The following is a 19,694-nucleotide window of genomic DNA, read 5'->3' as shown; positions in this document are numbered from 1 at the left end:
GCCCCGGCTGTCGTCGGCCCGGTCGCCGTCGGCAAGGGGTGGTGCTGCGCCGACACGGCACCACCCCCACCGCACGGGCTCGCTGAGCCCCCGCGGACGCACAGGCGCGTCGTGGTCAAGTCTCGGCCGCCCTCCGGTGGTTCACCAGGGTTGCAGGGGGTTGCAACTTATGGGGGCACATGCGCGGAGTCTGTGCCTCCGCCATGAGCGGAGCGGCACTATGTGAGGACAGTCGGACCGGAAACCGCCGCCCGGACGGCTTGACAAGAGTGTTCGATGCCTTTTCCGGGAGGACCGCAGTGGGGAACCCGCCGATGAATCTGGTGCGCCTGGCCGCGCGGGACGCGGCGCAGGCGGCGCGGGTGCTGAGCGAGGTGCGCGAGGCCGCGCTCGCCGGGCGACGTGCGCGGATCGCGCCCCGGCCGGTGATCGAACAGTCGTGGGACCGGGTGCTGCGCAGTGGTGTCGACCCCGAACGCGACGTCCGGTCCGGGCTGTTGCCCTCCGACGAGGTACGGCGGCGGCGGGAGGAGTCCCCGCTGCGGCAGGTCCTGCCGGTGCTCCGGGAGGGGCTTCTTTCGGTCGCGGACGTGGCGCAGCACATCATGGTCGTCGCGGACGCCGACGGCCGGGTGCTGTGGCGGGAGGGCGCCTCCCCGGTGCTGCGCAAGGCCGACGGGCTGGGGTTCGAGATCGGCGCGGACTGGCGGGAGGACGTCGTCGGCACCAACGGGGTGGGCACGCCCGCGGTGGTACGGCGGCCCGTCCAGGTGTTCGCCGCCGAGCACTTCGTACGGTCGCACACGTCCTGGACCTGTACGGGCGCGCCGATCACCGATCCGCGGGACGGCCGGCTGCTCGGTGTGGTGGATGTCAGCGGCCCGCTGGAGACGATGCACCCGGCCACCCTCGCCTGGGTGGACTCGGTGGCCAAGCTGGCCGAGGCCCGGCTGCGGGAGCTGCATCTGGCGTCGCTGGAGCGGCTGCGGGCGGTGGCGGCGCCGATGCTGGCCCGGCTGCCGGGGCGGGCGGTGGTGGTGGACCGGGACGGCTGGGCGGCGGCGGTGACCGGGATGCCGTATGTGCGGCGGGTGGCGCTGCCCAAGTCGCTGGCGCCGGGACACCGTTGGCTGCCCTCGCTGGGCGCGTGCACGGTGGAGCCCCTGGCCGGGGGGTGGCTGCTGCGGGCGGAGGACCGGCCGGCCGCCCCGGGTGCGTGCCGGATCGTGCTGGACCTCGCCGGGCGGGACCGCCGTACGGTCACGGTCACCGGCTCGTCGGGTTCCTGGTCGCGGGAGTTGAGCCCCCGTCACGCGGAACTGCTGTTCCTGCTCGCCGAATACCGCGCCGGACGCGGGGCCGCGCAGCTGGCCGGGGATCTGTTCGACGACCCCTCCCGGACGGTGACCGTACGGGCGGAGATGTCCAGGATCCGGCGGTATCTCGGGGAACTCCTACGGCATCGGCCGTATCGTTTCCGCGACGATGCGGAAGTGGAAGTCGTCCTGCCGGACAACCCGAGTGACCTGCTCCCGCAGTCGACGGCACCGGCGGTGGCACGGAAACGGAGTGCCGGCGGCGAAGGCCGTAGCGAGCGGTCCCCGGCGTAGTTCCCTCACGCTTCCCTCATGGTTCCCCACACAGTCCCCGCCTGGTCACCTCCGGTACCGGCCCTGTCCGGCCCGTTCCTGCCGTAGCATCCCGTACGGGCCGCACCACCTGTTCCTCGCGTCAATGTCCGGATCAGCAGGCGCAGTTGGCCGGTCCTCTGGAGGAGAGATGAAGCATCGCGGCAGACACCGGCGGCGCAGGCGGGGCGTGGCCCTGCGTGCCGTCCTGGCCGGGACCGCGCTGGCGCTCACCGCCGCCGCCACCGTGATCAGCACCTCCCAGGCCGGGGTCGCCGCGGACCCCGGCGCGCTCGCCCCGCTGACCTCCCCGGCGGACACCGGGCGACTGCGGCTCCAGGAGCACCTGGTGCCCGGCCGCTCGCTGGACCGGCTCGCCGCGGCGATGGGCCGCCCGGCCGGTGTGGACGCCGTGCTGCGCGACGCCGACCGCCGGCTGCGCGAGGCGGACGACTGCTCCGCCGACGACCGCGCGTCCCTGCCGGTCGCCCCGGCCGCCACCCGCGCCTACTGCTGGGACCCGGCCGACACCGCGGGCGACTGGCGGCCGGCCTCGGTGACCACCTCCGGCGACGACGACGGGGTGTGGGGCACCCACCGGGTGATCCTGGCCGGCTGGACGCACAGCGCCACGGCCGGCCGGCCCGGGGAACGGGGCCTCGCCCGGGTGGCGTTCGTGAACGCGGACGACCCCGCGCGCCTCGCCTACCGCTGGGTGCTGCCGGTGGTGCCGGTGGACGGCGGCCGTGACTACCGGGGCCTCGCCTCCGGCGTCTCGGGCATGGCCTGGTACAAGGACAAGCTGCTGGTCACCACCACGTCCGGCGGCGCCGACGCGCTCTACGTCTACGACCTCGACCGGATCCAGCGCACCACGGTCGACGCGCCCGCGATCGGCCGGGTGCCCGGCGGCTGGTCCGCCGGCGGCTACGACTACGTCCTGCCCGCGGTCGCCTCGTACCGCTTCGCCGCCGGGCGCTGCTCGGCCTCCGGGCCGCCCTGTCCCGGCGCGCTCGCCCTGGACCGCGGCACGGCACCCGACAGCCTGGTGGCCGCGGAGTGGACCGCGCCGGACGGCGACCGGCGCGCGCGGCTGTGGCGGTACGCGTTCGACACCGACCCGGCGCGCCCGGGGCTGCTCGCCACGGACGGCGCGGGGCGGGTGGACGCGGTGGAGGCGTACCGCACCCGGGCGGCCGGGATCCGGGGCGTGCTGTCGTACCGGGAGGCCGGGGCGGACCGGCCGTCCTGGTATGTGGGACGGCTGCCCGGTACGCAGGACGGGCACGGCGGGCTGTGGCGGCAGGACACCGAGCGGACCCGGGAGACCCGCTGCGGCGCGGACGCCTCGGACCGCTGCTGGGCGCGGGACGCGGGCTCCCTGTCCTACTGGAGGGGGACCGGCGAGGTGTGGTCGATGTCCGACCGCATGCTGTTCGCGCTGCCCCTGGCCGCCCTCGACCGCTCCCTGGAGTGAGCCGGCGGGGCGGGGCCGGCGAACGACACGCCACCCCGACCCGCCCTCGGGCCCCGGGCTTCCGCACCCGCCTCCGGTTCCCCGGCCCCGTCGCCGCACCCGCGTACCCGGGCGGGCACCGATCGCCCCGGCCGACGACCCCGCGCCGACCCCGGCCTCGCCCCACCACCGCGCGTCGACAGACCAGGCGGCGGGATGATTCCCTGGCCCGCATGAGCAGCGTTCCTGTCACCACGTGGTCCCTGGAGCAGACGTCCCCGGCCGACCTCCTGCCCGCCGCCGCCCCCGACGGCGAGGTCCGGATCGTCCGCGCCGAGGTGCCCTCCCCCGAGTTCAGCCGGTTCCTGTACGCCTCCGTCGGCGGCGACATCCACTGGACCGACCGGCTGGGCTGGACGTACGCGCGCTGGCAGGAGTTCCTGGATCGGCCCGGCGTGGAGACGTGGGTGGCCTACGACCGGGGCACCCCGGCCGGTTACGTGGAACTGGAGCCGCAGGACGACGGCGTGGTCGAGATCGTCTACTTCGGGCTGATCCCCGCCTTCCGCGGCCGGCGCATCGGCGGTCATCTGCTGGCCCACGGCACGGCCCGCGCCTGGGACCTGGCCGACCGGTGGCCTGGGCGGACGCCGACCAAGCGGGTGTGGCTGCACACGTGCAGCAAGGACGGCGAGCACGCGATGGACAACTACCTGCGGCGGGGATTCAAGCTGTTCGACACCAAGGTGGAGCCGGAACCGGAAGGGGTCACGCCGGGGCCGTGGCCCGGCGCATACCCCGCCTGACCTGCCGCGACAAGCCTTCCGGCGGCACATGTGAGCGACACCACCTCTGTATCACATTTCGGGACACCAATGTCCGGATGATGGACGAAGCTGGACTGTGTCCAGATCGCCGTGACACGCTTCCGTCATGTCCGGAACTGGAATTGCCTTGGTGAGTCGGCGGCACGTCGACCTCGGCCGCATGTCCAGCGCCATCTGTCCGGTGGGCTGACGCCTCCCAGCACCGCCGCACACCCCGCCCCCCTTCCTCCCGCGCAACGCCGCGCACGCCTGTCCGCGTGCGCGCGTCTGTGCAGGTCAGAGCTGATTCCCACCGGTCCCGAAGGACGTAGAACCATGGCCGCCACCCCACCGAACCCCGCCGCCTCCGCGCCCCGCCGCAAGGTGAGCCGTCACCGCGGCGAGGGCCAGTGGGCCGCCGGCCACTTCACGCCGCTCAACGGCAACGAGCAGTTCAAGAAGGACGACGACGGTCTCAATGTGCGGACACGTATTGAGACGATCTACTCCAAGCGCGGCTTCGACTCCATCGACCCGAACGACCTGCGCGGCCGGATGCGCTGGTGGGGGCTTTACACCCAGCGCAAGCCCGGGATCGACGGCGGCAAGACCGCGATCCTGGAGCCCGAGGAGCTGGACGACAGCTACTTCATGCTGCGCGTCCGCATCGACGGCGGGGCGCTGACCACGCGGCAGTTGCGGGTCATCGGCGAGATCTCGCAGGAGTTCGCGCGCGGCACCGCGGACATCACCGACCGGCAGAACGTCCAGTACCACTGGATCCGGATCGAGGACGTGCCCGAGATCTGGGACCGGCTGGAGAGCGTGGGCCTGTCCACCGTCACCGCCTGCGGTGACACCCCGCGTGTGATGATCGGCTCCCCGGTGGCGGGTATCGCCGAGGACGAGATCATCGACGCGACGCCGGCGCTGGAGGAGATGAAGCGCCGCGTCCTGAACAACAAGGCCTACTCCAACCTCCCCCGCAAGTTCAAGACGGCCATCTCGGGGTCGCCGCTGCTGGACGTGGTGCACGAGATCAACGACGTCGCGTTCGTCGGCGTACGCCACCCCGAGCACGGGCCCGGCTTCGACGTGTGGGTGGGCGGCGGTCTGTCCACCAACCCCAAGCTCGGTGTGCGGCTGGGCGCGTGGGTGCCGATCGACGAGGTGCCGGACGTCTACGAGGGCGTCATCTCGATCTTCCGTGACTACGGCTACCGGCGGCTGCGCAACCGCGCCCGGCTGAAGTTCCTCGTCGCCGACTGGGGCGCGGAGAAGTTCCGGCAGGTGCTGGAGGACGAGTACCTGAAGCGCGCGCTGGTCGACGGGCCCGCCCCGGAGCAGCCGGTACAGCAGTGGCGCGACCACATCGGTGTGCACCGGCAGAAGGACGGCCGGTTCTACGTCGGTTTCGCGCCGCGGGTCGGCCGGGTCGACGGTGCCACGCTCACCAAGGTCGCCGACCTCGCCGAGGCTCACGGCTCGGGCCGGGTCCGTACCACCGTCGAGCAGAAGATGATCATCCTCGACGTCGAGCAGGACCGGGTCGAGTCGCTGGTGGAGGGCCTGGAGGCGCTGGACCTCACCGCCCGGCCGTCCTCCTTCCGGCGCGGCACCATGGCCTGCACCGGCATCGAGTTCTGCAAGCTCGCCATCGTGGAGACCAAGCAGCGCGGCTCCCAGCTGATCGACGAACTGGAGCGCCGCCTGCCGGAGTTCGACGAACCGATCACCATCAACCTCAACGGCTGCCCGAACGCCTGCGCCCGTATCCAGGTCGCGGACATCGGTCTGAAGGGACAGCTCGTCCTGAACGACCGGGGCGAGCAGGTCGAGGGCTACCAGGTGCACCTGGGCGGCGCCCTCGGTCTGGAGGCCGGCTTCGGCCGCAAGGTGCGCGGCCTGAAGGTGACGTCCGAGGAACTGCCCGACTACATCGAGCGGGTGCTCAAGCGCTTCCAGGCCGAACGCGCGGACGGCGAACGGTTCGCGGCGTGGGCGGCGCGCGCTTCCGAGGAGGCGCTGTCGTGAGCGAGCGGGCCGCGCCCTTCTACTGCCCCTATTGCGGCGACGAGGATCTGCGTCCGAGCGGCGAGGGTCACGGCGCCTGGGAATGCGGGGCGTGCAACCGCGCATTCCAGCTGAAGTTCCTGGGTCTGCTGGCCCGGGGCGTTCAGCGAGCCGACCACGGAGGGGACGATCGGATATGACGACGACTCAGGACGAGCGGTCCACCGAGGAGTTGAAGGCGCTCGCCGAACGGGCGGGCCGTGAGCTGGAGGACGCCTCCGCGCTGGAGATCCTCCAGTGGGCGGTGGACACCTTCGGCGACGGGTTCTGCGTCACGTCCTCCATGGAGGACGCCGTGGTCGCCCACCTCGCCTCGCGCGTACGCAAGGGCGTGGACGTCGTCTTCCTGGACACCGGCTACCACTTCCCGGAGACCATCGGCACCCGGGACGCGGTGGAGGCCGTGATGGACGTCAACGTCATCACCCTCACCCCGCGCCAGACGGTCGCCGAACAGGACGCGGAGTACGGCCCGAAGCTGCACGACCGCGACCCCGACCTGTGCTGCAAACTGCGCAAGGTCAAGCCCCTCGAAGAGGGACTGGCCGGCTACCGGGCATGGGCGACGGGCCTGCGCCGCGACGAGTCCCCGACCCGGGCGAACACCCCCGTCGTCGGCTGGGACGAGAAGCGGCAGAAGGTCAAGATCTCGCCGATCGCCCGCTGGACCCAGGACGACGTGGACGCCTACATCGCCGAACACGGCGTGCTGGCCAACCCGTTGCTGATGGACGGCTACGCCTCCATCGGCTGCGCCCCGTGCACCCGCAGGGTCCTGGAGGGCGAGGACGCGCGCGCCGGCCGCTGGGCGGGGCGCGCCAAGACCGAGTGCGGGCTGCACGGATGACGAACGACCAGATCCAGGAGATGCACGTGACGACCGGAGCCACCGTCTGGCTCACGGGTCTGCCGAGCGCCGGCAAGACCACCATCGCGTACGAGCTGGCGGGCCGGCTGCGTGCCGAGGGCCACCGCGTGGAGGTGCTCGACGGCGACGAGATCCGCGAGTTCATCTCGGCCGGGCTCGGCTTTTCCCGGGAGGACCGGCACACCAACGTCCAGCGCATCGGCTTCGTCGCCGAACTGCTCGCCCGCAACGGCGTCAAGGCGCTGGTGCCGGTGATCGCGCCGTACGCGGACAGCCGGGAGGCGGTGCGCAAGCGGCACGAGGAGAACGGGACGCCGTATCTGGAGATCCATGTGGCGACCCCGGTCGAGGTGTGCAGCGTGCGCGATGTGAAGGGGCTGTACGCCAAGCAGGCCGCGGGCGAGCTGTCCGGGCTCACCGGGGTCGACGACCCGTACGAGGAGCCGGAGACGCCCGATATGCGGATCGAGTCGCAGCACCAGACGGTCCAGGAGTCCGCGGCGTCGGTGTACGCGCTGCTGAGCGAGAGGGGACTGGCATGACCACGGTCGCCAAGACGGACGGCGGCACGGAGAGCCCGTACGCCCTGTCGCACCTGGACGCGCTGGAGTCCGAGGCGGTGCACATCTTCCGCGAGGTGGCGGGCGAGTTCGAGAACCCGGTGATCCTGTTCTCCGGCGGCAAGGACTCCATCGTCATGCTGCACCTCGCGCTGAAGGCGTTCGCCCCGGCCTCGATCCCCTTCTCCCTGCTGCATGTGGACACGGGACACAACTTCCCGGAGGTCCTCGAGTACCGGGACCGTGTGGCGGCCGCACATGGGCTGCGCCTCCATGTGGCCTCCGTCCAGGACTACATCGACCGCGGTGTGCTCAAGGAACGTCCCGACGGCACCCGCAACCCGCTCCAGACGCTCCCGCTCACCGAGAAGATCCAGAGCGAGAGGTTCGACGCCGTCTTCGGCGGCGGGCGCCGCGACGAGGAGAAGGCCCGCGCCAAGGAGCGCGTCTTCTCCCTGCGCGACGAGTTCTCCCAGTGGGACCCGCGCCGCCAGCGTCCGGAGCTGTGGAACCTGTACAACGGCCGGCACGCCCCCGGCGAGCACGTCCGCGTCTTCCCGCTGTCCAACTGGACCGAGCTGGACGTGTGGCAGTACATCGCCCGCGAGGACATCGAACTGCCGCAGATCTACTACGCGCACGAACGCGAGGTGTTCCAGCGTTCCGGCATGTGGCTGACCGCCGGCGAGTGGGGCGGCCCGAAGGACGGCGAGACCGTCGAAAAGCGGCGGGTGCGCTACCGCACCGTCGGCGACATGTCCTGCACCGGCGCGGTCGACTCCGACGGCGGCACCATCGAGAAGGTCATCGCCGAGATCGCGGCGTCCCGGCTGACCGAGCGCGGTGCGACCCGCGCCGACGACAAGCTGTCCGAGGCCGCGATGGAAGACCGCAAGCGCGAGGGGTACTTCTAGGCATGAGCACGACCACGACCGAGGCGCTCTCGGCCACCACCCTGCTGCGGTTCGCCACCGCCGGCTCCGTCGACGACGGCAAGTCCACCCTCGTCGGACGGCTGCTGCACGACTCCAAGTCGGTCCTCGCCGACCAGCTGGAGGCCGTGGAGCGGGTCTCCGCGAGCCGCGGCCAGGACGGCCCGGACCTCGCCCTCCTCACCGACGGCCTGCGCGCCGAACGGGAGCAGGGCATCACCATCGACGTCGCCTACCGCTACTTCGCCACGCCCCGGCGCCGGTTCATCCTCGCCGACACCCCGGGCCATGTGCAGTACACCCGGAACATGGTCACCGGCGCCTCCACCGCCGAGCTGACCGTCATCCTGGTCGACGCCCGCAACGGCGTGGTCGAGCAGACCCGCCGGCACGCGGCCATCGCCGCCCTGCTGCGCGTCCCGCACGTCGTGCTGGCCGTGAACAAGATGGACCTCGTCGGGTACGAGGAGCGGGTCTTCGCGGGAATCGCCGAGGAGTTCACGGCGTACGCGACCGAGCTGGGCGTCCCGGAGGTCACCGCGATACCGATCTCGGCGCTGGCCGGGGACAACGTGGTGGAGCCGAGCGCGAACATGGACTGGTACGGCGGTCCCACCGTGCTGGAGCACCTGGAGACCGTGCCGGTCAGCCACGACCTGGCGCACTGCCACGCGCGGCTGCCCGTGCAGTACGTGATCCGGCCGCAGACCGCCGAGCACCCCGACTACCGGGGCTACGCGGGCCAGATCGCGGCCGGCACCTTCCGGGTCGGCGAGGAGGTCACGGTCCTGCCGTCCGGGCGGACCACCCGGATCGCCGGCATCGATCTGCTGGGCGAGCCGGTCGACGTGGCCTGGACGACGCAGTCGGTGACGGTGCTGCTCCAGGACGACATCGACGTCTCGCGCGGCGACCTGATCGTGCCGACGAAGGACGCCCCGGCCACCACGCAGGACGTGGAGGCGACCGTCTGCCATGTCGCCGACGCGCCCCTCACCGTGGGCCACCGGGTACTGCTCAAGCACGGCACCCGCACGGTCAAGGCGATCGTGAAGGACATCCCGTCCCGGCTCACGCTCGACGACCTGTCCCTGCACCCGCACCCGGGCCGGCTCGTCGCCAACGACATCGGCCGGGTGAAGATCCGTACCGCCGAGCCGCTGCCGGTCGACTCCTACGCCGACTCGCGCCGCACCGGCTCCTTCATCCTGATCGACCCCGCCGACGGCACCACGCTGACCGCGGGCATGGTCGGCGAGTCGTTCGCCGCGCCGGAGCCGGTCAAGGACGAGGCCGACAACGGCTGGGACTTCTGACATGAGGACACCCGACGTCTACTCGACGTTCGCCAAGGAGGGCGGCCGCGTCGGCAGCGGCGCCCTCGGCAGCGGACAGGGTGGAGTCGCGCGATGTGTGCGCTGACGTACGCGCACCGCTCGCGCGCCCGCTCCCCCCACCCGGCGTCGTCCCGGAAGCGACGAAGACCTCCAGCCGAACTCCCGGCCACGACCTGAGAGACCGTGACCGCCGGGCCAACGAGAGGAAACCCTCCCGTGCCTGCCATCAGCTCATCGCTCCTGCGCCGCGGCATAGCGGCCATCGCCGCTCTTCCCCTGCTCACGCTGGCCGCCTGCGGCTACGGCTCCGAGGCCAAGGACGACGGCACCGCCAAGATCGCCGCCGGCGCCGAGAAGACCGACGGGCTCGACTCCGTCAAGATCGGCTACTTCGGCAACCTGACCCACGCCACCGCCCTGGTCGGCGTGCAGAAGGGCTTCTTTCAGAAGGAGCTGGGCGCCACCACGGTCAAGCCCGCCATCTTCAACGCCGGCCCGTCCGAGATCGAGGCCCTCAACGCCGGCTCCATCGACATCGGCTGGATCGGCCCGTCCCCCGCCATCAACGGCTACACCAAGTCCAACGGCAAGAGCCTGAAGATCATCGGCGGTTCGGCCTCCGGCGGGGTGAAGCTGGTCGTCAACCCGGCGAAGATCAAGTCCCTGAAGGACGTCGAGGGCAAGAAGATCGCCACGCCCCAGCTCGGCAACACGCAGGACGTGGCGTTCCTCAACTGGGCCGCCGACCAGGGCTGGAAGGTCGACGCGCAGAGCGGCAAGGGTGATGTCACCGTCGTCCGCACGGACAACAAGATCACCCCGGACGCCTACAAGTCCGGCTCGGTCGACGGCGCGTGGGTGCCGGAGCCGACCGCGTCGAAGCTGGTCGCCGAGGGCGCCAAGGTGCTCCTGGACGAGTCGACGCTCTGGCCGGACAAGAAGTTCGTGATCACGAACATCATCGTGCGGCAGGACTTCCTGAAGAACCACCCGAAGGCGGTCGAGGCCGTCCTGAAGGCGTCGGTCGAGACCAACAAGTGGATCAACGCCCACCCGGACGAGGCGAAGGCCGCCGCGAACCAGCGGCTGGAGACGGACTCCGGCAAGGCGCTCCCGGCGAAGATCCTCGACCCGGCCTGGAAGTCCATCCAGTTCACCGACGACCCGCTGGCCGCCACCCTCGACACCGAGGCCGAGCACGCGGTCAAGGCCGGTCTGCTGGAGAAGCCGGACCTGAAGGGGATCTACGACCTCACGATCCTCAACAAGGTCCTCAAGGCCGAGGGCCGTCCCGCGGTCGACGCCGCCGGCCTCGGCACCAGCTGACGCCCCTGACCGACGCGTCCCCAGGAGGTGACGACCATGGCCACGACCCTCGCCAAGGCCGACGAGAGCGTCGAGTTCGCGGCACGCCTTGAGCACGTCTCGAAGTCCTTCGCGACCCCGGGCGGGCAGCAGCTCGTCCTGGACGACATCAGCATCGATGTCGCGCCGGGTGAGTTCGTCACCCTCCTGGGGGCCTCGGGCTGCGGCAAGTCCACGCTGCTGAACCTGGTGGCGGGCCTGGACCGGCCGAGCGCCGGCTCCATCACCACGGACGGCCGCCCCGCCCTGATGTTCCAGGAACACGCCCTGTTCCCGTGGCTGACCGCGGGCAAGAACATCGAACTTGCCCTGAAGCTGCGGGGCGTTCCCAAGCCCGAGCGGCGCGGCAAGGCCGAGGAACTGCTCGAACTGGTCCGGCTGAAGGGTGCCTACGGCAAGCGGGTGCACGAGCTGTCCGGCGGTATGCGCCAGCGGGTGGCGATGGCCCGCGCGCTGGCCCAGGAGAGCAACATGCTGCTGATGGACGAGCCGTTCGCCGCGCTCGACGCCATCACCCGGGACGTGCTGCACGACGAGCTGACCCGGATCTGGGCGGAGACCGGGCTCTCCGTCCTGTTCGTCACGCACAATGTGCGCGAGGCGGTGCGGCTCGCGCAGCGGGTGGTCCTGCTGTCCTCCCGCCCGGGCCGGATCGCGCGCGAGTGGCGCGTGGACCTCCCGCAGCCGCGCCGCATCGAGGACGCGCCCGTGGCCGAACTGTCCCTTGAGATAACCGATGTACTGCGTGGGGAGATCCGCCGCCATGGCCAGCACTGAGACGACACCGGTCCCGGACGCCGGGAGCGTCGAGGCCGGCCTGGACGCGCTGGAGACCACGGCCACGGGCCGCCCCCCGCTGCGCGAGACCCTCGTCGACAAGATCCTGCCGCCGGTCGCCGCCATCGCGGTGGTCCTGGTGGTCTGGTACATCCTGTACCCGGTCGTGGACGACCCGTCGAAGCTGCCCTCGCCGGGCGCGGTGGGCAGCGCGTTCCGGGACGCCTGGCTGCGGGGCGAGCTGCTCGGCTACATCTGGACCAGTGTCTCGCGCGGTCTGCTGGGCTTCGCGTTCGCACTGGTCATCGGCACTCCGCTGGGTCTGCTGGTGGCCCGGGTGAAGTTCGTGCGCGCGGCCATCGGCCCGATCCTGTCCGGGCTCCAGTCGCTGCCGTCGGTGGCGTGGGTGCCGCCGGCCGTGATCTGGCTGGGGCTGAACAACTCGATGATGTACGCGGTGATCCTGCTCGGCGCCGTGCCGTCCATCGCCAACGGCCTGGTGTCCGGCGTCGACCAGGTGCCGCCGCTGTTCCTGCGCGCGGGCCGCACCATGGGCGCCACGGGTGCCAAGGGCGTCTGGTACGTCACTCTGCCGGCCTCGCTGCCCGGCTATGTGGCGGGTCTGAAGCAGGGCTGGGCGTTCTCCTGGCGTTCGCTGATGGCCGCGGAGATCATCGCCCAGTTCCCCGATCTCGGCGTGGGCCTCGGCCAGTTGCTGGAGAACGGCCGTACCGCCAGCGACATGGCGATGGTGTTCGAGGCGATCCTGCTCATCCTGTTCGTCGGCATCGCCATCGACCTGCTGATCTTCAGTCCGCTGGAGCGGTGGGTGCTGCGCAGCCGCGGCCTGCTGGTGAAGAGCTGACGTCCCATGCGTACCAGGCCGGTTCTCCTCGTCATCGCCCACGGCAGCCGCGACCCGCGGCACGCGACGACCGTGCACGCCCTCGTGGAACGGGTGCGGTCGCTGCGGCCCGGGCTGCGCGTGGAGACCGGCTTCCTGGACTTCAACGTCCCGTCCGTGCACGGGGTGCTGGAGTCGCTGGCGGCCCAGGGCGTCCGGGACGTGGTCGCCCTGCCGCTGCTGCTGACCCGGGCGTTCCACGCCAAGGCCGATATCCCGGCCGTGCTGCGGGACGCCCCGGCGCGGCTGCGGATCCGGCAGGCGGAGGTGCTCGGCCCGTCGCCGCTGCTGCTGTCCGCGCTGGAACGGCGGCTGTACGAGGCGGGGCTGACGCCCGCCGACAAGCCCTCGACCGGGGTCGTGCTGGCCTCGGCGGGGTCCTCCGACCCGGAGGCGATCGCAGTGATCGCTGACATCGCGCGGGAGTGGCGGCACACCGGTTGGTGCGCCGTGCGGCCTGCGTTCGCCTCCGCATCCCTCCCCCGCACCGAGGACGCGGTGCGGGAACTGCGGCGGCTCGGCTGCGCCCGGGTCGCCGTGGCACCGTATGTGCTGGCCCCCGGCTTCCTGCCGGACCGGATCACGCGCGGCGCGGCGGACGCCGACGTGTGCGCCGAGGTGCTGGGCGCGGCACCGGAGGTCGCCCGCGTCCTGCTGGAGCGCTACGACCGGGCCCGGCGGCCGGCGCTGACGGCACTCGGCGCGTGACCGCAAGCGCGGGCTGCTGGTGACCCTGCGGCGCAGTCGTTTGCGAACGTCTCCGGCATAGAGGTGGCGGCCCGGACACCGAATGGTGTCCGGGCCGCTCTGTCCGTCGCGTGTGACGAGGTCGTCGTGTCAGGCGGCGGGGGTCGGGGAAGCGGTGGGGGCGGGGCCGCCGCCGGGTGCGCCCTCGCCGTCGTTGGTGGCGCTGGGGTCGACCGCCATCGTGATGTAGCCGATGACGCCGCGCTCGATGTGCTTCTTGTCGTAGGCGAGTTCGAGCAGACCGCCCTGTGCGCCGGTTTTCGGGTAGAGGAAGTCCTCGTCGAGGGTCACCCGTGTGATGGTGTTCGCGGAGTAGGGGGCGATGCCGGCGGTGGCCTTGACCGAGTCCTCGGAGAAGTAGAACTGCCCGGTGTGACAGGTGCGTCCGCCGGTGTAGCCGTCAGCGGTGCGGGAGCCGCCGGTGTGCACCTTGGTGTGGACGTGGACGGCGCGGCCGGCGTACCAGCCGGGGAAGACGGTCCGGAAGGTGACGAAGCCCAGGTGGTCGGTCATCTGGATGCCGCGCAGCCAGGTGAGGTCGTCGGTCGGGGTCGCGTGACCGCCCCCGCCACCCGGACCGCCCGGACCGTCCGGAGGTGCCGTCGGCGTGCCGGAGGGCGGCGGGCCGGGAGGCGTACCGCCTCCACCGCCGTTGCCGTTCTGGGTGTAGCCGGAGTAGACGCCGGACGCGTCGCAGTGCCAGATCTCGATGGCGGAGTTGCGGATGGGCTTGCAGGTCGCGCTGTCCACAACACGCAGCACGAGGAGGAGCGGGATCCCTGCGCGGTCCTCGACCAGGTTCTCCCGGAAGAGTTCGTAGTCGATGTAGTAGGGGCCCTCGATCTGCTCCGTGGTCAGCGACATGCAGGCGCTGGACGCGGAGGCGGCCGCCTTCACCGCATCGAGAGTGCCGGCGCCGGCGGTGCTCCGGTCGGCGGCGCTCGCGACAGCGCCCGCCCCACCGAGGGCAATGGCGCCGGCCGCGCCGCCCAGGACCAGCATGCGGCGGCGGGACACGAGCCGGGAGACGAGAGCGTTGTCCGGTTCTTCGGGAGAAGGCTTCGGCATGCGCAGGACAGTAGGAACGCTGACTGTGCATCTCATATGAATCAGCCTGTGAGTTTCCTATGGATCGTCCGTTCCCCGACGCGTCGGCCTCTGATCGGTAGCGGTCCGGTGAAGGCCCGCCACAGCAAGGAGGCGCTCAGGCGAGGACCGGGTGGAGTTCGGGGCGGGCTTCCCACCAGGCGCGGTAGAAGGTGTTGTCGGGGATGCTGGCGAGGTACGCGCGTCCCGCGGCCCGATAGAGCAGGGCGGCGCGCCGTTCGGTGACTGCGGCCCGGTTCCAGGCGAGTCGGATGCGGCCGGTGATCGGGTCACCGGCCAGCGGGCGCAGTACCGTGCCCTCGACGAGCGGTGAGGTGGGCTGGCACAGGGAGATGGCCCGGCCGGCGGCGATCAGTTCCCAACGCATCTTGCGGTCGGCGATCCGGTAGCGCAGTGTCGGCGTGAAGCCCGCCCGGCGGCAGGCGTCGGCCATGGCTTCCGGGCCGTCGTCGTCGTCGGTCAGCGTCGTCCAGGTCTCGCCCGCCAGATCGGCGAGTTCGATCTCCTCCTGCCCGGCCAGGGGGTGGGCGGCCGACAAGCGCACGCAGGCCGGTTCCTTCGGTATGAGGGTGCGGGCCGCCACGCCGTCGGGAAGCGGCACTTCGTAATCGGCGACCTCCCCGTACAGGATCACGTCGTACTTCCCGGCACCGAGCATGCGGGTGAGGGTGGTCGCCGAGTGCTCGGTGGTGATGTCGACCTCATGGCCGGGCAGTTCCTCCTCCAGGGGTGCGAGCAACCGGTCCACCAGGACGAGCATGATGCAGCCGAGCCGCAGCGCCGGATGCGGTGCGGCGGCTCGCGTTCCCGCGGTCAGAGCGTCCATCTCGCCGAGCACCCGGCGTGCCGCGGACAGCACGAACTCGCCCAGCGGGGTGGGCTCGACGCCGAGTCTGGTGCGCACGAACAGCTCGCCGCCCGTGGCCTGTTCGATACGCCGTAGCTGTGTCGAGAGGGCGGGCTGGGACACCCCTAGCCGAACCGCCGCACGCCCCAGGCTGCCCGCTTCCGCTATCGCGCGGACGGCACCTTCGGCCGCAGCGGCATCAAGAACGACGGCAAGGCCGCCTACTCCCGCGTCCACTACGACAACGCGTACGCCAACGCGTACTGGGACGACAGCTGCTTCTGCATGACCTACGGCGACGGCACCGGCAACACCAAGCCGCTCACCTCGCTGGACATCGCCGGCCATGAGATGACCCACGGCGTCACCTCCAACACCGCGGGCCTGAACTACAGCGGCGAGTCCGGCGGTCTCAACGAGGCGACCTCCGACATCTTCGGCACCGGTGTGGAGTTCTACGCCAACAACAGCTCCGACCCCGGTGACTACCTCATCGGCGAGAAGGTCGACCTCAAGGGCACCGGCGCCCCCCTGCGCTACATGGACAAGCCCAGCAAGGACGGCAACTCCGCGGACTCCTGGTCCTCCTCCCTCGGCAACCTCGACGTCCACTACTCCTCGGGCCCGGCCAACCACATGTTCTACCTGCTCTCCGAGGGCAGCGGCACCAAGACGATCAACGGCGTCACGTACAACAGCCCGACCTCCGACGGTGTCGCCGTCACCGGCATCGGCCGCGACGCCGCCCTGCAGATCTGGTACAAGGCGCTGACGACGTACATGGCGTCCAGCACCGACTACGCCGGCGCCCGCACCGCCGCCCTCAACGCGGCCTCCGCTCTCTACGGCGCCGACTCCGCGCAGTACGCGGCCGTCGGCAACGCCTTCGCCGGCATCAACGTCGGCAGCCACATCACCCCGCCGAGCGGCGGTGTGACGGTCACCAACCCGGGCAGCCAGTCCGCCACCGTCGGCACCGCCGTCAGCCTCCAGGTCCAGGCGTCCAGCACCAGCAGCGGCTCCCTGACCTACAGCGCCTCCGGCCTGCCGGCCGGCCTGACGATCAACGCCTCCACCGGCGTGATCTCCGGTACGCCCACCACGGCCGGGACCTACGGCACCACCGTCACGGTGAAGGACTCCACCGGCGCGACCGGTACCGCCTCCTTCTCCTGGACCGTCAGCACCAGCGGCGGCGGTGGCTGCGCCTCGACCCAGCTCCTGGCCAGCCCCGGCTTCGAGTCCGGTGACACCGGCTGGACCAACAGCGGCGTCATCAACAACAGCACCCTTGAGCCGGCCCGCAGCGGCTCCTGGACGGCCTGGCTCAACGGCTGGGGCACCACGCACACCGACACGCTGTCCCAGTCGGTGACGATCCCCGCGGGCTGCAAGGCCACCCTCACCTTCTACCTGCACATCGACACCGCGGAGACCGGCAGCACCGCCTACGACAAGCTGACGGTGACCGCCGGTTCGAAGACCCTCGCGACGTACTCGAACGCCAACGCGGCCTCCGGCTACGCCCAGAAGTCCTTCGACCTGTCCTCGCTGGCAGGCCAGACGGTGACCCTGAAGTTCACCGGTGTCGAGGACGCCTACCTCGCCACCGACTTCGTCGTGGACGACACCGCCCTGACGACCGGCTGAGCAAACACGAACCGCCCTGGTCCCGCACCCCTCCCCGGGTGCGGGACCGGACCATGCCTCACCCCGGCCGCCCGCACCCGGTTGCGCGGTGACTCGGCGTGGACGGTCAGAGGTCGAGGGCGTGCAGGAGGTGCCGGGTGTAGTCGAGGCTGGCGGTGCCGGCCGAGGCGGCGATGGCGATCGTCTCCAGTGCGGAGCGGATCCGGCCCCGGTTGGGCGGCAGACCGTCCTCGGCGGACTCCGCCAGCTGCTCCTGGATGGTCTCGCCGCTGCTCACCAGCCCCGGGTACTCGGCGCGCAGCGCCTCGGTGAGCCGGTCGGCGGCCTCCATCAGGGTCTCCAGGTCCGGGGTGGCGCGGTCGCCGAAGCGGGCCGGTCCGTTGACGTTGCCGAAGTTGTAAGTGCTCATGTCCTGTCCTCGCTCGCGGGCCGGAGGAGCCGTCGGGCGGCCGGGGCCGCAGACGTCATCGATGTCATGGGTGCGTGCCGCCGGCCGGTGCGGCCGTGCCGTAGGAACGGTGCCAAGGCGGGCCGACGGCGTGAACGTTGGCCTGATTTCGCCGGTACGGTGCGGCCCGGACCGCGGATTCCGGCGGCGGGCGGCGTCCGCCCCGGACGGGGCCACGGGCCCGCGAGGGCCGGAAATCGCCACCCGTCCGAGTGAGCGGTGCCCGTTGACCGTCCCCACCGGGTCCGGTGCGGAGGGGGGCCGCACGGCCGGTCGAACCGACGGGCGTACGACTGTCGCCGACGGGCGCACGGCCGGTCGCATGCGGGGGCGGGGCCGTACGCGCGGCGATGTCGCCGTCCGGGCCGCGCACGGGTGTCCGGGCGCCGGGTCACGGTGCCCTCGCGGTGGCGTGGCGACGCCGGTCATGGTCTGCCCCTCACCCTGGTTCCGCCCTTCCGGCCTTGCGTGGGCTTCACCCTAGGAACAGCCTGACGGGTTTGTCGCGCGCTTCGGTGAGCCGGACCATCGGGGGGCGGGTGTGTGGTATCGGCGGCCGCGGTCCGGCGTTCCCCTGTGACGTCGGACCGCGGCGGCGTCTGGTTCTGCGTCGGCCGCGGCTCCGATGTCACCGGCAGGCGCGCGGATGGACGGTTTCCAGCCAACTGTCCAACGGGCGTGGTGCCTTGCCGGGGCGGGCGCACGTGTACGGCCGCCGTGCCCCGTGGGGGCGGGCACGACGGCCGTGCCCGCGCCGAGGCGGGCTGCGCGAAACTCTGGCCGATGAGCGGGTGCCGGATCAACCCCTTCACGCAGCTGTTACTTGCTCAACAAGGTTTCGTCATCACAAACTGGATCTCTGCTGGTCGGAACGGACACCGGCCGGTCGGTCGGCCACCGGCTCCTACCGCTCGTGGCGCGCGGACAGTTCGGCCTCGATGAGGTCGGCCGCCCGCCGGGTGCCGCCCTCCTGGGCCATCTCCGCCTGGATCCGCTCGAGCCGGCGCGCGACCTCCGGGTCGTCCACCAGGGCGAGGGCGGTCTCGCGGAGCAGGTCTGCGGTGGCCTCCTCGGTCGCCAGTTTCCGGGCGATGCCGAGCCCTTGGAGCATGTCGGCGTTGCCGAACTGGTCGACGGCCTGCGGCACGGCGATCATGGGCGTCGCGGTGGCCAGCCCCTCCTGGCTGCCGCCGGCGCCCGCGTGGGTGACGAACAGGTCGGCCTGGCGGAGGATGGCGAGCTGCGGCACCCAGTCGTGCACCTCCACGTTGTCCGGCAGCTCCCCCAGTTCGGCGGGGGTCACCTTCCGGCCGACCTGGAGGACGAGGTGCCAGCCGGGCAGGTTCCCGAAGGCACGCACGCACTCCCGGTAGAAGGCGGGCTGCTTGGTGAACGCCGAGCCGAGCGACACGAGTACGACCTTCTCCGCGCCGGCGGGCCGCTGCCAGCCGCCTTCCTCGGCGCGGTCTCCCTGGCAGGCGCCGACGAAGGTGTACACGCCTTCGTCCACCCGGTCGGCGTGCGGCTGGAGCGCCTTCGGGATGAGCACCAGGGAGCGCGGCGGATGACTGGCGAACGTGTCCGGGTGCTCGGTGATCCCGTTCTGCCTCAGCCATGCCTCGAACCGGGCGAAGTAGGCCTGTCCGCGCTCGGTCCGCCGGGGCTCGCGCCACATCGGCTCGGCGACCTCCTCCTCGTAGCCCTTCCAGGCGACGAGGTTCGGGGAGAGGGAGATCGCCGGGACGCCCCAGCGGCGGGCGAGGACACGGGCCGGGTAGGAGGTGATGTCGTGCAGGACGAGATCGGGGATGTCGTCGGCGTAGGCCTCGGCGAGCTGCGGGAGCGCCTGGATCGCGTCGTTCAGGAACGGCTCGACGTTGTCCAGCAGGGTGCTCCCCCATGCCTCCGGGTCGGCGTCGGGGCCGGGCAGGGTGGAGCGGTAGAGGACGGGCCGGGCACCGGTGGCGGCCACCTTGTCGGCGAAGACGGGCGGAATGGCGTACGTGACCCGGTGGCCGCGGGCGACGAGTTCACGGATCACCTCCAGGCTGGGGTTCACATGGCCGTGCGCGGCGATCGAGAACATGGCGATGTGGGCGGGGGTGGTCTGGGCGGTCATGACGTCGACGGTAGGCGAGACGGTGCGTCTCGTATATTTCTTTTTCCCTGCCCGGGGTACGACGGGAAGG

Annotated in this window: 17 protein-coding genes and 2 pseudogenes; 15 read left to right on the top strand and 4 right to left on the bottom strand. The window is 71.5% G+C overall.

From position 1 onward, the window contains the following. Positions 1-314 precede the first annotated feature (314 nt). The 14 genes from IE251_RS29020 (at position 315) to IE251_RS28960 (ending at position 13,414) form a co-directional block, all read left to right on the top strand. Positions 315-1,610, top strand: a complete 1,296-nt coding sequence (locus IE251_RS29020; RefSeq protein ID WP_189755950.1) for a GAF domain-containing protein — start codon at positions 315-317, stop codon at positions 1,608-1,610. 169 nt (positions 1,611-1,779) lie between these two features. Beyond that, positions 1,780-3,105, top strand: coding sequence for a hypothetical protein (locus IE251_RS29015; protein WP_189755949.1), 1,326 nt, complete (start codon positions 1,780-1,782; stop codon positions 3,103-3,105). A gap of 212 nt (positions 3,106-3,317) precedes the next feature. Continuing rightward, the gene (locus IE251_RS29010; protein ID WP_189755948.1) at positions 3,318-3,890 is read left to right on the top strand and encodes a GNAT family N-acetyltransferase; all 573 of its coding nucleotides are present in this window, start codon (positions 3,318-3,320) and stop codon (positions 3,888-3,890) included. Positions 3,891-4,017: 127 nt separating this feature from the next. After that, positions 4,018-4,101, top strand: a complete 84-nt coding sequence (locus IE251_RS42195; protein ID WP_350969053.1) for a putative leader peptide — start codon at positions 4,018-4,020, stop codon at positions 4,099-4,101. A 125-nt stretch (positions 4,102-4,226) separates the two neighbouring features. Further along, positions 4,227-5,924 (top strand): nitrite/sulfite reductase, encoded by a 1,698-nt coding sequence (locus tag IE251_RS29005; RefSeq protein ID WP_189755947.1) that lies wholly within the window; start codon positions 4,227-4,229, stop codon positions 5,922-5,924. After that, positions 5,921-6,103, top strand: a complete 183-nt coding sequence (locus IE251_RS41295) for a hypothetical protein (RefSeq protein ID WP_030777841.1) — start codon at positions 5,921-5,923, stop codon at positions 6,101-6,103. Before IE251_RS29005 ends, IE251_RS41295 begins: the two co-directional genes overlap by 4 nt. Next, on the top strand, positions 6,100-6,810 hold the full coding sequence (locus IE251_RS29000) for a phosphoadenylyl-sulfate reductase (protein ID WP_189755946.1): 711 nt from the start codon (positions 6,100-6,102) through the stop codon (positions 6,808-6,810). Before IE251_RS41295 ends, IE251_RS29000 begins: the two co-directional genes overlap by 4 nt. Positions 6,811-6,836: 26 nt before the next feature. Continuing rightward, the gene (gene cysC / locus IE251_RS28995; protein WP_229896990.1) at positions 6,837-7,373 is read left to right on the top strand and encodes an adenylyl-sulfate kinase; all 537 of its coding nucleotides are present in this window, start codon (positions 6,837-6,839) and stop codon (positions 7,371-7,373) included. Further along, entirely contained in the window at positions 7,370-8,305 is a 936-nt protein-coding gene (cysD, locus tag IE251_RS28990; RefSeq protein ID WP_189755944.1) for a sulfate adenylyltransferase subunit CysD, read from the top strand. The genes cysC and cysD overlap by 4 nt, the downstream gene beginning before the upstream one ends. Positions 8,306-8,307: 2 nt before the next feature. Then, the gene (locus tag IE251_RS28985) at positions 8,308-9,639 is read left to right on the top strand and encodes a sulfate adenylyltransferase subunit 1 (RefSeq protein WP_189755943.1); all 1,332 of its coding nucleotides are present in this window, start codon (positions 8,308-8,310) and stop codon (positions 9,637-9,639) included. Positions 9,640-9,876: 237 nt separating this feature from the next. After that, positions 9,877-10,986 (top strand): aliphatic sulfonate ABC transporter substrate-binding protein, encoded by a 1,110-nt coding sequence (locus tag IE251_RS28975; protein ID WP_189755942.1) that lies wholly within the window; start codon positions 9,877-9,879, stop codon positions 10,984-10,986. 36 nt (positions 10,987-11,022) lie between these two features. Then, positions 11,023-11,802, top strand: a complete 780-nt coding sequence (locus IE251_RS28970) for an ABC transporter ATP-binding protein (protein ID WP_189755941.1) — start codon at positions 11,023-11,025, stop codon at positions 11,800-11,802. Next, complete coding sequence (locus IE251_RS28965; RefSeq protein WP_189755940.1) at positions 11,789-12,667, top strand: ABC transporter permease; 879 nt, start codon at positions 11,789-11,791, stop codon at positions 12,665-12,667. Before IE251_RS28970 ends, IE251_RS28965 begins: the two co-directional genes overlap by 14 nt. A 6-nt stretch (positions 12,668-12,673) precedes the next feature. After that, a complete protein-coding gene (locus IE251_RS28960; protein ID WP_189755939.1) occupies positions 12,674-13,414 on the top strand; it encodes a sirohydrochlorin chelatase in 741 nt (246 codons plus the stop codon). A gap of 129 nt (positions 13,415-13,543) precedes the next feature. Here the strand turns inward: IE251_RS28960 and IE251_RS28955 are convergent, their stop codons facing one another. Further along, on the bottom strand, positions 13,544-14,521 hold the full coding sequence (locus IE251_RS28955; protein ID WP_229896985.1) for an intradiol ring-cleavage dioxygenase: 978 nt from the start codon (positions 14,519-14,521) through the stop codon (positions 13,544-13,546). Positions 14,522-14,657: 136 nt separating this feature from the next. Continuing rightward, positions 14,658-15,644, bottom strand: a complete 987-nt coding sequence (locus tag IE251_RS28950) for a LysR family transcriptional regulator (RefSeq protein WP_189755938.1) — start codon at positions 15,642-15,644, stop codon at positions 14,658-14,660. Here IE251_RS28950 and IE251_RS28945 point away from each other — a divergent pair. Beyond that, positions 15,588-17,057, top strand: a pseudogene (locus IE251_RS28945) (M4 family metallopeptidase); the annotation flags it as partial. The gene IE251_RS28950 and the pseudogene IE251_RS28945 overlap by 57 nt on opposite strands. Positions 17,058-17,163: 106 nt before the next feature. On the opposite strand, the gene IE251_RS28940 reads toward IE251_RS28945, so the two are convergent. Continuing rightward, positions 17,164-17,466, bottom strand: a complete 303-nt coding sequence (locus IE251_RS28940) for a hypothetical protein (RefSeq protein WP_030777820.1) — start codon at positions 17,464-17,466, stop codon at positions 17,164-17,166. 943 nt (positions 17,467-18,409) lie between these two features. Next, positions 18,410-19,661: pseudogene (gene mgt, locus IE251_RS28935) on the bottom strand (macrolide-inactivating glycosyltransferase). Positions 19,662-19,694 lie beyond the last annotated feature (33 nt).

The sequence above is a fragment of the Streptomyces eurythermus genome (assembly GCF_014649115.1).
Taxonomy (GTDB): Bacteria; Actinomycetota; Actinomycetes; order Streptomycetales; family Streptomycetaceae; genus Streptomyces; species Streptomyces eurythermus.
This window is presented reverse-complemented; position numbering and strand designations above follow the sequence as displayed.